Annotated in this window: 8 protein-coding genes and 1 pseudogene; 1 reads left to right on the top strand and 8 read right to left on the bottom strand. The window is 55.7% G+C overall.

Annotation, left to right across the window (positions count from 1 at the left end; all coding sequences use genetic code 11):
* Positions 1–423 precede the first annotated feature (423 nt).
* Positions 424–2,247, bottom strand: a complete 1,824-nt coding sequence (locus tag LDO29_RS01850; RefSeq protein WP_224078091.1) for a hypothetical protein — start codon at positions 2,245–2,247, stop codon at positions 424–426.
* Positions 2,244–3,095: a hypothetical protein gene (locus tag LDO29_RS01845; protein WP_224078090.1), complete on the bottom strand. Its 852-nt coding sequence runs from the start codon at positions 3,093–3,095 to the stop codon at positions 2,244–2,246. Before LDO29_RS01845 ends, LDO29_RS01850 begins: the two co-directional genes overlap by 4 nt.
* Before the next feature lie 719 nt (positions 3,096–3,814).
* Between LDO29_RS01845 and LDO29_RS01840 the strand changes: the two genes are divergently transcribed.
* Positions 3,815–4,957 carry a hypothetical protein gene (locus LDO29_RS01840; protein ID WP_224078089.1) on the top strand — a complete coding sequence of 381 codons (1,143 nt, stop codon included), beginning with the start codon at positions 3,815–3,817 and terminating at the stop codon, positions 4,955–4,957.
* Between the two features lie 272 nt (positions 4,958–5,229).
* On the opposite strand, the gene LDO29_RS01835 is transcribed toward LDO29_RS01840, so the two are convergent.
* From LDO29_RS01835 to LDO29_RS01810, 6 genes and pseudogenes are all read right to left on the bottom strand, one after another.
* The gene (locus LDO29_RS01835) at positions 5,230–6,552 is read right to left on the bottom strand and encodes a hypothetical protein (protein ID WP_224078088.1); all 1,323 of its coding nucleotides are present in this window, start codon (positions 6,550–6,552) and stop codon (positions 5,230–5,232) included.
* Positions 6,553–7,127: 575 nt separating this feature from the next.
* Entirely contained in the window at positions 7,128–7,694 is a 567-nt protein-coding gene (locus LDO29_RS01830) for a hypothetical protein (RefSeq protein WP_224078087.1), read from the bottom strand.
* 663 nt (positions 7,695–8,357) lie between these two features.
* A pseudogene (locus LDO29_RS01825) lies at positions 8,358–8,897 on the bottom strand (HD domain-containing protein); the annotation flags it as partial.
* Between the two features lie 264 nt (positions 8,898–9,161).
* A complete protein-coding gene (locus tag LDO29_RS01820) occupies positions 9,162–9,392 on the bottom strand; it encodes a hypothetical protein (RefSeq protein ID WP_224078086.1) in 231 nt (76 codons plus the stop codon).
* A gap of 169 nt (positions 9,393–9,561) precedes the next feature.
* A complete protein-coding gene (locus LDO29_RS01815; RefSeq protein WP_224078085.1) occupies positions 9,562–10,341 on the bottom strand; it encodes a hypothetical protein in 780 nt (259 codons plus the stop codon).
* A gap of 174 nt (positions 10,342–10,515) precedes the next feature.
* Positions 10,516–11,373 carry a hypothetical protein gene (locus tag LDO29_RS01810; RefSeq protein ID WP_224078084.1) on the bottom strand — a complete coding sequence of 286 codons (858 nt, stop codon included), beginning with the start codon at positions 11,371–11,373 and terminating at the stop codon, positions 10,516–10,518.
* Positions 11,374–14,035 lie beyond the last annotated feature (2,662 nt).

Raw genomic sequence — 14,035 nt, 5'->3', positions numbered from 1 at the left:
ATTTGCTACCGCCCGTGTCATCTTCCCAGGTGCGCGGGTTCTTTTTGGTATTCGCGCCTGTTGTTCACCGGGGCGAATAGTCCATTCAATGGCTACCGGCCGCGCTCATCGGCGGGTTGGACATACACTCACGCGCGACGGGTCCTCCGTGTCGTCAGTGCATCTCTTCTTCTGATGGAAATACTGCGCCCGCATGTCTTACGGCCTGGGGGCTTATTTTGCGCGCACTCAGGGGCTTGCGAGTAGCGTCAGACGAACCGATGCTGGACGCGGGCACGCTTGGAAGGCGAGCCCGATTCTCCTCTTAAGTTGTTCGTCTGCCCTCGGCTTACCCTGGCACGAGGGCGTCTTTTTTGCACGTCGCTTCCGTGGTGCTGGGCTTAGTAAAGCGAATGCCTTGCTTGCGTCATCATGACAACACGCTTAGGAAGCGTCCCGCGCTATGCGCCGAAACAAATCGGCCTTTATTCTTTTCGACTTCATCAGTTCGTTGGCTTCCGCAATATCTGCTGCGGCCGCGCTAGACACCTCCTGAAAAGAGTATCTTTCGAATTCAACCATTTTCTCCGGGGAGTCAGCTTTCAGTCGCTTTGAGTATGAAAAGGAGTTTTCTATGCTAACGAAACGGCATCCAACATGGCTGAATGCTTCGGATTTCGAGAGGACAATGACCTTCCTTTTCTTAGCGAACTGGTCCCGGGCGCGCGGATGATTGAACTCTTTATTTCTGAACAAAACAACCTTTCCGCCCTTCTTCAGCCAATATCTGCCAACGTCAAACCAGTATCCTTCGTCCGCGACCGCTTGAATCTTCAAGCAGCCAATCTCATCTGAGATTAAGTCCTTATGCTGCCTCAAGAACTCTTCAAGGTCACTATTCTTTATCGAAATATGTATCGAATCAATGTTCGCGTAGCAAATCTCTACAGATTTACTCTCGAGGAAGCGCTCGATAGTCTGTATCATTTTAACTCGCGCATTTGCAACCACTTTTGCTGAAAGACTAAAAACCAAACTGTCGGCAGCTATGTCCAGGTAAGACAACTCCAACTGCTGCCCAACTTCCTTCAGGTGAAAATACTTGCTTTTACGCAAAAACCGCTCGACGTACGCGAAAGAAGCATGCGACGCGAAGCTTAGTTGGAAGTTGATTGACAAAAAATCGAGCACGTCACGCATGGAGTCAAAGCGCTTTTTCTTCAACACCCGTTGATTAGTTGCGCTGTGCATCATCTGCAACGAAACCTTGCAGTAGCTCTCCATTATGGTATCGAGCCTTGATTTATAATACTTGCGCCGAGAGAACTGACTGGTCGCCTTATTGTACAGCGGGTGAGAAATCGTCTTACTACTACAAATTCCCTCTTTGATTTCTATAACACAAAAAAACTTCTTGTAGTATTCAATTTCATTTTTGAATAATATGGTTTCGACCGAATCCCCCTTTGCGAGTCTAAACCGGTGCGTTTTCCCAATGAGCTTATACAGAAACGGATGCTTATCGAGGAAGAACCCTTCCTTGGCCCCTCTGAGCAAAACTCTATAGATTCCTTCCTGAAGGTCTTGCGGTTCGACACGACGCTCCGCGAACGCCCGATAGCGAATATTCCTGGGCTCGCAAAATTGTCCTTTCATGCAATCCGCAAACATTGAGTTGAAATCGAACGCAATAATGGTTCTATCTTCACGCGCCTCACGCAGCTTGAAGACCTCCTGATAGCCTTCTTTATACGCAAAAAAGAAACAGCGGTCCAAACCGTTTTTAAACCGGAGCTTGCGAGCTACTGCATGCAAGTTCTTGCAGCTTTGGTCTCGCGCGAGACTTCCCCCTTGGATTCCAAGGCTCTCCACCTTCCTCAAGAGTTTATTCAAGACATCGAGATTTACTCGCAGTGACGAGTTGTAAGTAATATCCTCGAATATGGGATAGTCAAGCTCCAGCACGCTTAGCCGAATGTCACGAATCGAAATCGATTCGAGAATAAGGAGGTATTCCTTCAGCGTAAGGACAACAAGTCGGCCATTCTCAGCTCTTTGAAGGCTGTCTAAAAATTCCTCCGCATGCCAGGTCTTGCCGTCACACATGATACGGCGACCGTCGGTGGAAATCGGCAGATACTTGACCTTTTTAATCTCATTGGGATTATCCGATGCAATCCGCCGTACGCTTATCAGCTCTCTCTGTTGAACCGACTCGAAAGATATGCGATTGTCTAATTTTCCGCAAACAATTACGTTGTCAGTCATTTCTTAGCGCAGATTTCCAATGCCGCCCTGGCAAACGCATCCGCCGTCAGTCCCTCATCGAGCGCCTGCAGCTCTGCCAGCTTCCGACGCGTAGATTTATCATAAAAATGCGAAAGCGGCTTCATGTGCCTAACGCGCCACCTTGGTATGACTTGCTTTCCGGCGGGCAACTCTGGAATATGAGGATTGAAATATTCAAACTCAGACACCAGCTTACTCAGTTCATCCAGGTAGACAGAGTAACTTGCGTCTTTCGTATTGATGTCGCATATATGCAAATGCAGCCTCGCAGCCGCCAGGAGGTTTCGCATATGCTTCACCGGCAAGGCATCACGGGCGCCATTACCGCAGAATTGGTCAACCTTTTCGTGGATAAACTTTTGAATTTGCCCGACACGTTCGTAGACGATAGATAATGAATCGTTTCTTCTATGCATCTCGCACAGTGCTACGACCTCTTCATCCAACATCTCTGAACGACGTATTTTGCAAACCTTATAGAAGATTCCTTTGATTAAGGTCTCCAAGCAATCCGCCGACTCCACAATACTTCTGTAGTCCCAAGGGATTCCCTCACATTGGAAGTAACGCGATATGGCCCGGTCCGTTGCATCACGCATCAACTTGTAAACCAGTCGCTGCCTTATTATCCTCTTATCATCCAGACCAGCAATTTGCTTCGCCGCGTCCTTCAGCAACGCAGGGTCTACAGAATTATCTATGTAGAAGATACCGTAACCATCGACTTTTAGCGCTTCACGGCCGCCATACGCGTCATCGTCGGGGAAATCCAAATAGGCCCCCCGTTCATGCTCCAGAAGGTACTGATTTAGAGAATCGCCGCTCAAAACTAAATTCCTCTATTGAATATCTTCGACGTATGCCACACATGAATAAAATGCGGCCTCTCTTGCTCGATGCATCAACCTACATTACGACTGTTCCACCCAGGAAGAATCTGTAAATTCACCACGATTACTCCTAGGCGCGGCCAGCGTCAACCCCACCGACGTTGGACTCCGCATCGCCGTTTGCACGGCAAGCGGTAGAGCTACGTGGCGAAACAAACGGGCAGCCTCTCCGAATAGCGTTTTCATCCTGGCATCCTAGTAAGGCGAAATGATAGAATGCTGCCGCGCATCGGATAATGTCGGTGCAGTAGCAGGTGACCTCTTGGATTCCCCCTTGAGTGCTACCAACGTAGTGCTTCGCTCGCGCGCTACGCGCCTAATCTCGTTTTTGTTGTAGTTTCCGGACCCACTAAGTCACCTAGTTACTCCGGGAACACCCTTCCTTTATTGCAGTATCGCGACTTGACCGCCGCGCAGACCTCCCTTTTGAAGGGGGTCGTTGCGTAATTCCCGGGAGCAGCGCCGCAGGCTGACGTTTACGCTTCAGATGGACCGTTGCTCCAGTTGCGGAGCGGGCTGTCGGAATCATCCGCGTAGGATGGTGGAAGGCTCTCGGTGTTAGCCCCCGGGGGGGGCCTTCGGATGCGACGCCTTGAGTTAGGCCAGCTCTTAAGCGAACATGCGCAGTCACCCCTGGTCCGACGGTGCAATTGCCGATGTCCACCCACGCCTCGTTTCGCTACCCCTTTGAAGGACATCCCGCGTCCATCCCGATGGTGGGGCTCTTCAGCTTTAGCCCGGGCGCATACCTCAAGCTGTTTGGCGTGCAGATTCATGCCGCATTCGAGGACCGCGGCCTGGGAAACCAGTACAGACGGCTGAACCGTCGAACTGAGGAGGGCCCGCCAAAGGAAAAGTTCGTCGCGAAGGCGCTCAATGAAATCCTGGTCGAGATTGCCTCAGACGAGGACGTGCCCACCATGTTTGCTGACATAAAGCAGGCCCTTGACGGGTGCGCGCAAGCGAGAGAGCGAGTCGAGCAACTGACTTTTATCGAGTCGCTGCTTATCGGGTTTGGCCTCGAGCCGGACACGTGGCAGCGGCGGCATTGCCATCAGGTCTTGATGGAACGTTCGGGCCGGCGTGCCCAACAGCTGTTCGAGGCAGGCGACACGCCTGGCGCGGTCGAATACATCACCACACACCCCCTGTTGAAGGCACTGGTCTGGCCTGAGGCGAAGGAGGTGCTGCGCGGCGCAACCAGCCTGAATGCGCTGCGTCCGTTGGCACTCGCCATGGCCATGGATGCCCACCTGGGATGGCTGGCCGCCTGGGACCTTGATGACGCTGAAAACAGGGAGTTACCCGCGCCACAATTTGCCAGCCTGCTGCCCTCAAATAGGCGCCCGGGGCGCAACTCGACCAGCCTGCTATTCGACGAACTGAAGCGACGGCTGGAGGTGTCGACCATCACGGAGATGATGGACCGCGGCCATCGCGTGCCGGATGTGGAGGTTGGGACGCTTTACAGGTGGAGTGCAGGGAAGAACTTTCCGGACTCAGGGACGATGTCGAAGGTGATGGAGGCGCACGGATTACTGGACGACCGGGACATCCTGTACCGGCAGTTTTCTGCGGCCAAGCTCATTAACCTGATGGGCTGGCTGAGTCAGGACCTATCTAAGAAGACACGGGAACACGGCGAGCCCCCGGCCTTGTGGCCGTGGCCCGCCTACCCCTATGGCCACCCTGATTTCGAGTCATGGGCAGCCGAACGCTATCCGTTCTGGCTGAATTTTCACCAGGAACGAGGAGCTGCCCTGGCCGAGTTGGCCAAGACAGCGCAGACCGACAAGTAGTGCCTGCGTCACTTCCCCTTGGACGGCGTGTTGTTGCCGCGGCCGCCGCCGGAAGGATTGCCCGTTTTGCTCGGCCAGTTCGGATTATTCGTGTCGACGTTGAGATTGCGCATGTGTTCTCCTGTTTGGTTAGGTCGGATAGTTCCGACGGCTCAAATATCGCCCTCAGGGGGAGAACAAGCTATGGCAATGTTTTACCAAAATGGCAGCGCCCAGAATGACACAGGCCGCCAGCTGGCGGCCTGTTGGGTTGTCTTGATAGCAACTACAAGTCAGGAGGTGGAGGCCTCTTCCTCGTCCGGCAGAAGCTTATTCCGTTTGTGCTGCTCAAAGCACTTCATCAAGGCATAAAAATCACAGAGTTCTTTCGGGCGTTGCCGGTCACCGCCGGCCTCTCCGGCGCGCACGTAGTCCTCCAGGTCTCCAAACGGCAGGAATTTGATTAACCTTCCCTCTGTCGCGGAGTTTCGCAAAAGGTGAAGAAAGGCCCAAAGATTTTGAACGGAGGAAGGTTCGAACCTGGACCAACAAGCCGACTGGTCTTCAAGCGTCGTTTCGTGCTCGAGATTGCGAAACATATCGAGAATCTCGCCCGCCTGTTCGCTGTCTGCGTAGAGCCTGAGTGTCTCTTCGCTGGCATCCGCTCGGTCCAACACGTCGGGTTTGCGCCCAAGGCTTTTCACCCTCTTCAGTGCTGCGCGGCGGACGACGGCGGCCTGCCGCGAGATGACGTCGTCGAGTCGGGTGGGCTTCTCACCAAGAATTCGAACGTCACTGGGTGTGTGTTCGCTGTTCCGCCAATTCTGGTTCACGGTAGCCAGTGTCAGGTTGATGTTTTCGCCCTGAGCACTGGGGTTTGACCATACCAAGGCAAAGCCCGACTGACCGATTTTCCGGCATTGTGCGACCGAATCTCTCGCAAGGTCCTCAAAGTACACCTTCATGTTCCATTTGAGTTTCTTGTTCCCACTATCATGTGTGACGGCCAGCACTTGCGGCTTCAGCGCATACATCGGCGAGTAAAACGGGTTCGAGTCGAAATCGAACAGCTCCATGGCTACTTCGAGGTCAAAGTCCGTATCGCCTTGCCTGTAGCAGCGAAGTGGCAGGACGTACTTGCCATCCATCATCAGCGAAAGCACACTGAACCTGAGCAGCGCATCCCAGTGTCGGGCGACAACGATATACACGATTTCATTCGCGTGCGGCTGCTGCAGGCGCAGTACCGCGCTGTAGGCGAGCAGCTCCTGAACACCTTGCCGTTCAGCACCTTCCTTAGACTTGAGTTCAACCAGCATAAAGTTGCCGCTGGTGGACCGCAACGTCAGGTCCGGTCGCATGTGCGCACTACCGTAGGGCGCAACGCTCTTGTCTGCCGTCAGAAGCTCTGCATCAGCCAACATGTGGCAGACGCGGATTGCGCGCTGTACCGCCGCCAGGCTGGGCTTGAGGTTTTCCCTTTGAGCAAGGCGCAGGCGCTCCTCAGCGTCATGCAAGTCGCCCAGATGCGCGATGCATCTGAGGAATCCTCCTTGCGCAGCCTTTGGTGTGAGCCAGTTCTGAAGTTCCTTCTCGTCTATGGCTGCTTCGGCCACGGTATCCCCTATGCTGGGTGCTTGCGCTCAACAAGCGCCATGGCGTGATTATGCTTGAACACCGGCAGCCAGGGCCGTCGACGACAGCCATCGCGCGGCGCAATCAGCCGGGCGGCGCTTCCTTCCTGAGCGTGCGCCAGTGCTGCAGATTTAGGTCACGCCGGGTCTGGAAGACGAGCAGCAGCTTGCCGCACTGCCCCGGCGACCTCTTGAAGGTACTCGGCAAAGCCGTCATCCGCGCGGTCTCGGCTCATCAAGTGGACGCGGCCGAGTCATCCATCTCGTGCTCGCCAGCGTTCCACTCGGCGTCGCCTTGTAGAGAACGTCGTGGACTCCAGCGCAAGCGGCCAGCTCTCATCGCAGACCGGGCCGCCCAGGTTGATTCTTCGAGGCGGCGTCGCGACCAAGCTGTACAAGGCGCCAGTCACCACGGCCGTTATGCCAGTGAGCGGGCGTTCAGCCTCTCTGCCTCGCAGGTCGGATGGCCAGAAGCACCGAATTCGCTGCCATCATCGACGAGCTGTACGCGAAGCTCACCGGAACTTGTAACTGCGAGCAAGCTGACAGGTTGTGCGTCAGTCTGCGTTGACAACCTGCGGCCTTCCCCATTTGATGAGCTTATCTTCCGGCCATGCATTGACCCATTCCAGTGCGGCAGACTGGCCGGCGAGGTACTGTTGGACAAGGTCAAAACGATTTTTCGTCAACGCCTCAATTTCTGGCGTGGCCGGCAAGAAATAGAGAAACATCTTCCAGTTTGGCTTGACGAATTCAGCAACCCAGCGGGACGGTACGAAGAAGACGTCAGGCTGCGTGGTCATGTCGCCTTTGAAGTCCAGTAGCGCGTAGATGAAGGACTCAGCGTGCTTGCCAATCACCCCGCCACCAACGTACCACTCGTAACCTAGGCGGCCGTAACGCTTCTTCTTCGCGCTCTTGGCTGTCTTGACCTGAATCGCCATGGTGCGGCGCCCGTCGCTTGATGACGCCAGCGCGTCGACACTGGGAGCATTACCGAGCGTCAGACTGACGTTGATATGCCTCGCGGCTAAAGCATAAGAGAGGTAAAACTGCCCGGCTGAACCGATAAATTGCGACTTCGCTTGTGCCAACTTGATACTAGCCTTGACGAAAATCCCCATTCTAATACGCGCAACGAACCGAGGGTGCTGCGAAGCGTGGGCTGGTTGTCAAACGCGTTGGCAGCCAATTTTCCGATTGCTAGTGTTGCCGTGCGTCGTATCGAAGGGCGGTCGTAAGTAACAATCCTTGATTGCCGAGTCTTTTATCGCATCGTCAACTACCCATTGATGCAGCTCTCGACATTGCGTAGGCCAAGCCTATAGTAGCGAACTCAGGCTCCCCTCCTAAACCAGGCACTCGATGCGCCAAAGACTTGCAACCTGCAATTTCTTGGAATGAGATGTCACAAGTACGGCTACGGGTCAAACGTCAAAGTCCACGCGCTTCGCAACCGGGACACCAGACTTCGTCGTCAGCCACTCAATGAGGTCCTGGACGTCGGAGAAGGTGGTTAATTGACCAGGGAGCGATGCGATACTTGGGGTCGGCCCCCCGAAGCCTTCCGCCAGTCGTTCGGCGAGAGCTGGCAGGTCGTCCTTCCTCACTGTGTAAATCGTAGAAACGTCGCTGTCGAACGCGGACCGGGCTCCCTCGCTATGGTCGTAGAGCTCGACCTCAATGTCTCCGGTGTTCATCACCCGCACGAACCCAGACATGCCGCGCGTCCCACCCGGCATGCGCAGCCATTCACCCTCGTCCGCCTTGGGCGGCGATGAAGACGGTTCATGAGGACGGGCAGCGTAGGCTTGCTCGAAAGCGCGCAGCATGGCCTCGTTCACCCGAGGAAGACGGTCGACAACTCGCTTGGCCCAGTCGAAATACTCCTGACGCCGTGAGAGCGGCCAATCCGTCGGCGGAGAGATGGCGATGTCACGCAAGTTGCAGGTCTTGTCGGCAAGCTTCACCAGCGCGGCTCCTTTGCTCTTGTGTAGTGCATGTTCGACCTGGAACTCCTTGCGACGCTGCTTGGGCAGCGCTTTGTCGTCCGTGACCTCAAGCACGATGTTTGTGACCTCATCGCCGAAACGTTCGCGCAATTCTGCTTCGGTGGTCTCCGTATCTTCGATGGTGTCGTGCAGGATGGCTGCCTGAAGTACCGCCAAGTCCTCGATGCCGCCAGTTGTCGCAAGTAGGTGTGCCAGTGCGATGGGGTGATTGACGTATGGTGAGGCTTCCGCATCCTTACGACGCTGGTTCTTGTGGCGTTCCGCTGCAAATATCACCGCGTCCAGAAGCGCCGCACTGATTGATATTTCGTTCATGCGAATCCCTAAAATTTGCCTGTTCTTGGCACCATTTTCTACCAATTGTTGCGCAGCATCCGACGGTTCGACTAGGAGAAGCGACGATTCGGCGTCCCGTCGGCGGACAACATGCTGGACAACACAGCGGATGTGGGAACGCTCTATCGGTGGAGCGCGGGAAAGCACTTTCCGGCCGTCGAAACCCTATCAACGCTAATGGAAGCGCATGGCTGCACCGACCCGAAGGACATCCCGTACCGCCAATTCAGGCGCGGCGCATCTTTACCGTGTCTTTTCCGGCGGCAGCAGAATCAACTCGGGCAGCACCACCTCCTCCGCTTCGTGCTTTTGATACCCGGCCTCCATCAGGCTCGCCACCTGCTTGGCTGCCTCCTTGCTCGCCGTCTGGGCCCGCTCGTTGAGCGTCCCATCCTTCTGCATCTGCCGGTACGCCTTCGGGCGCCACTCCTTCCAGTGTTTCAGCGCAAGTCCCACGTACTGCAATCCGAGCATTGCGTCTCCATTGTCAGTTGTATCCCAAGATTTGATTGTAGTTGCCGCCGATGGCATTGCCATGTTGTGCGCCTCGGAGCGGGGAGCTCCGAGTTATGCGTTCGGCCGGCCTAGTTGTCTGCGCTCACACAAGAGCTCAGTCCTGGGGCGTTGTCTGTGAAGGCAGCATTCATTTCCCGGAAGCTTTCCGGGAAAGAGCGTCTTTCAATGCAAAGGCGAGCGTGGAGTCACCCTGAGGTTCTCGGCGGCGCTCGCGATGCTTAGGCGGTTGATTGCTTACGTCGTCTCTAGTAGGCGCTGTACCGCCATAGATGTGATTACGTCGACGTTCGTCTGGGGTTTTCGTCGCCGTGAACGCCGTCCGCGTGCCGTCCTTGGAGACGCGGAATAGGACCTTCTCGGGCGGACTAGCACTGCTGAGCTCGCTAACGGCCGGCTCGGGCATGCCGTTCAGGTGCTGGTGCAGGTCCCGCAACTCTACTGGCAATCGGCTGGCATTGACTCGGCGCAGACGCGCTAAGACACCACCAAGCTTCGGGACAATCAGGAGATGCTTGGGTGCCGCGAAGATGAGGTTGTCGGGGATACCAAAGGTCCGGAGATGTTCTTTGCCGCGGCGCAAGCGGACTGCCATGACCTTTGTCTTTTCGCTGCCCATCTTCAGGACCATGGCGTAGAAGTCCTCCGCCTGCAGGATGCCCAGCTCGGTGACGAAGGTCTGCTTGCACCGGGCCAGGATGGCCTTGCATTTGGCTTCCGAGGAGAACGACGAGGTGTGGACCGAACTGGATTTATAGCCCCACATCTGGCCGGTATGCCGTGTTCCCTTGTACATACTGACTCGCGCGAAATGAACCCGTCGAAATCTTAGCATGGGCTCCTTTGCAGGCAATGCTGCCCGGAACCTGACGGCCAGCTTGGCATAGATGTACTCCGGCGCGGGCGGCATCTGCCCAATCCGTGAATGGCCTGCGTCAGTTGGTCGTGATTGAGATGGACGAAGCGCAGGGTGTCTTCATACTGGCTCTCGGGTTGCTCTGGTCTACCACCCTTACACTGGCGGGAGGGCTGTTCATTGGTCGACGGGTCCGCGACATGCCGAGTCGGGCGGGAGTGCGTGCACTTAGATGTCGTACTTCGCAACCACTTCAGCAGCGTACAGTGCATGGTCGATGATGTCGTAGTCCCCCGCCGCAGCCGCGGCCTTCAGGAACTCGGTGGCAATGTGGTCGTCATGCTGCGCGGAGAAAGTCTGGACAAACTTCGCCACCGCTTTAGAGCCAGCCGCAGAAAAGCCGCGCCGCTCACGCTCTGCGAGAAAGCTTGCCAGTTGTTCGGCTACATCTGTCGGACGCCACAGCCCCTGCGTCGTGTCAGTCTTCGCGAGCGCGGCCTCGTCCTCCACCTCCTCCGCTGGCACCTGTTCCGCGACAGTGACGACCGCCGGGACGGCTTCAGGCTGCAGCGCCTTAGCTGCAGCGAGTTCCGGTTTCGCGGACCGGGCATGCACCGACGCCACCTCTGCGGCAACCCTGGGAGTGATGAGCTCAGGCATATCGCTACGCGGTTTCAGGTGCAGGCTCGAGGCGTACTTGTTGAAATAGTCGTGTAGAAACGGGCAGCTTTTGCTGATAGCAGCAAACTCTTTGTTCACGAATTTCACCTTGTGGTCGCTCGCCTTCAGGTGTTCGCCGAGCTGGTGCCGTGCGCCCTCGACAATCCAGACATATTCGCTGTTCTCGTCGTAGCGGGCGAAGCCGGTCTGCTCAATAGCTACCAGGGCAGCACGCACCTGGTCGAGCGTCAGGCCGAGGTCGTTTGCGATATAGATAATCGGCAGGCGATACAGCCCCGTGTAATTCGCAAGCGGGTTACTCAGCAGATAGAGCGCGGCCAGTTGGGCGAAGGAGCCAACACGACGAAGGTCACGGCCCGTTTGACCGACCCAAAAATTGGGAGAAACCATCACGAATTTGCGCATTTTGAAAATCCCTTAGTGTTTGAGGTTTTGCAGGAGCCCTGCCCCTTCGTATAGCGCCAAACTCGAGATGAAATCCCTTTCACGCGGCTTGGAAGCCCCTCACTCCAAAAGACTCCCACTGATTCATGGTTAAATTTGGCGTTATTATATTTTTAAATCATTGCACAAACAGCGATAGACATCGCACCTTCACAATTCGGAACAACAACCCGGTGCCCAATCTCCGCTTGACTTGAGACATCCGGGTCGATGCGATGGCGGTTGCATTTGTTGACGCTGCTCGAGGGAGACGGTGGTGCCACTCTGGGCCAAGGGGTATGCAAGCCCCTTCCAAGCATATAAATATAAATACTTCGTAGAGCGAAGCGGCCGCACAGGGAGACGGTCCCAGTAAGTCAATAGATGTAGATGCTGCTGGCGCAGCTGACTCCCAAGCGAATACTCACTACGCCTGCGGCGGGCTGGCAGCCAGGGATGGAGTCCGGCAACGCGCTATGCTCTGGACCTTCTCGGGTCTCGACAGCCGCAATGCCGTCCGCGCGACGGTATCTCGCCGCCCAGTTCGTCCCATCCAGAATCCCAGGCTTGCGTGAGCAAAACTCCCTGGCTGCCCATGACCGAGCCCTCTCAGCAGCCCCGCATGCTGGCCCCATATTGCTCCTCGGCTTCAACCGCCGGAGTCGGTCGACGGTCAGGTGCGGCTTGGCGGAGGACCAGGAGAGGTCGGTCAAGTCCGTTGGCCAAGTGGTCATCAACCGAGCCCTTGCCTCCTCCTTCCGGCGATGGCCTCCCACTGAATGCCGTCTCCGCGGCAACGGCAAGCCTGCCGCTCTCAAAGCGCGACCAGGAAGTGTTGAAGTCTGGACTTTTCTGCTATGCCATCTGTCGCGTTGCGCTGTTACGACAGATATACGGCCACATTGACAAACCAGCCATCCGCGTTATCTGCGCGTGAAAAATGACAAATCGACAATTACACGTTATACGAAACTCGACAAATAAACTATTCCACGCTATACAGCCGCCGCCAAAATGTAAATCGACATCTCGCGGCATACCATTGTTGAGCTGACGGCCATTTGATTCTCGCCTGAAAATACATGATGATGAGAACTCCTGTTGGCGACTGGGGTACAAATTGAAAGAGGAAACCAGATACGTCGTAGTCGAAGACTTCGAGCAAGATACTGACATTTACGGAAATATAGCCAGAATTCGAGTTACCGTCCGTCGCGACCTTGGTTACCAGCCTTCTCGATTCATGGCCGGCCCGTATTGCCTTGACCTTCGCGTCGGCAATCAACTCATCTCACACTATGGTTTGTCTGAAATCGGCGCTCGCGAGGCGGCGTGCCGCTTTTTACTTCAACACGTGAAGGGAATTGCCCCGGTACTACATTAACAAGGATGTGACCAGCACCATTACAGGTTGCGCGATTTACAAACTCAGTTCACACATTAAAATAAAATGTTGAATTCAAAACCCAATCATCTGCGGCTCGTCATTTCAAACCAAACGCCCGCGGTCGTGCCGGCATTCTCGTCCGAATTAGGGCGCCAACGACTTCCCATAGTGGGGTCCCCTGCCTCATTCGCTTCAGCGGTGCAAAACCATCTGGTTGTGCGCAGACTGCTCAAAGCCGTGCTTGATGCGAAGCTTGCGTCGACCTCACAATCGAGGATGCCTGTCACCTCCGCGTCTATCACGAGGGAGACACTGTACCTCGGCTTGAAACATTTCTTGACGACGTCCAAGCGGTTCGAAACGTAGACCTTGATATGGTATGTGAGCTCGACGGCTGGCCGTGCGGTATCGTGATGAAGGACCCGCACCTGTTCCGAGCTCGATTTCCTGAGCTCGAGGCCGCGATACCCGTCATGCTCGTTCACGGCGGCGTGCAGCCTTACACAGATGGTCTGCCTCGTATCCCCGCGCCCCCTGCAGTGCCGGAGTCAGTTCGCAGGCAACTTAAAGCAGTGCTCGGCGCTAAGGTCACTCGCTCGGTCACCGTGGAAGAAGCGTGCCACATGGACCTCTACGTTCGCACTAACACCAGCATTCCGTCTACCACCATTCGAGCGCATGAGCGTCACCTCATCCGCACCGGGTTGCGGAAGTGGAGCTGTGGCCGTGACCCTTGGGCGATACAGCTGGTGGACCCAGTGCTATTTATCGCAAAGTTTCCGACCCTGGAACCTGCTGTCCCCCTAATGCAAGCCTATGGCGGCGTCCAACCATACACGGACGGACTGCCAGCGCACACTCCGCGCTGAGCGCTGGTTGAGCGAAGGACCTGAGAGCCTCAAGGGCATAGCTAACCGCTCGGAGCGGCCTCACATGCCTTGCGGCATTATGACGGAGTTACCCCTTGAAGTTCTCTCTCCCCGGTCGGTGATGGAGAGTGGCGCCGGCTGGCGTTCTGCTGCGATTCGGAAGCATTCCGAGGCGGTGGCAAGCATCTCAATCCCCACGCCTACGAACTTTCGGAGTAACGCAACGGAAATATGGGGCCGCTCGCTCACTCTGCGGGCATCGTCGCTACGATGCTCACAAGTTTGCGAGTCATCGCTGCAGATTCACCTTGAGCGTCGGCCATGTGCCGCAGTGGAGCTACCCCGCTACCCCCTTTATTACCGGACACAGCCTCCCCACTTAAAAATA

Origin of the sequence: Cupriavidus laharis (genome assembly GCF_914271435.1) — a bacterium.
GTDB classification, from domain to species: Bacteria; Pseudomonadota; Gammaproteobacteria; order Burkholderiales; family Burkholderiaceae; genus Cupriavidus; species Cupriavidus laharis.
This window is presented reverse-complemented; position numbering and strand designations above follow the sequence as displayed.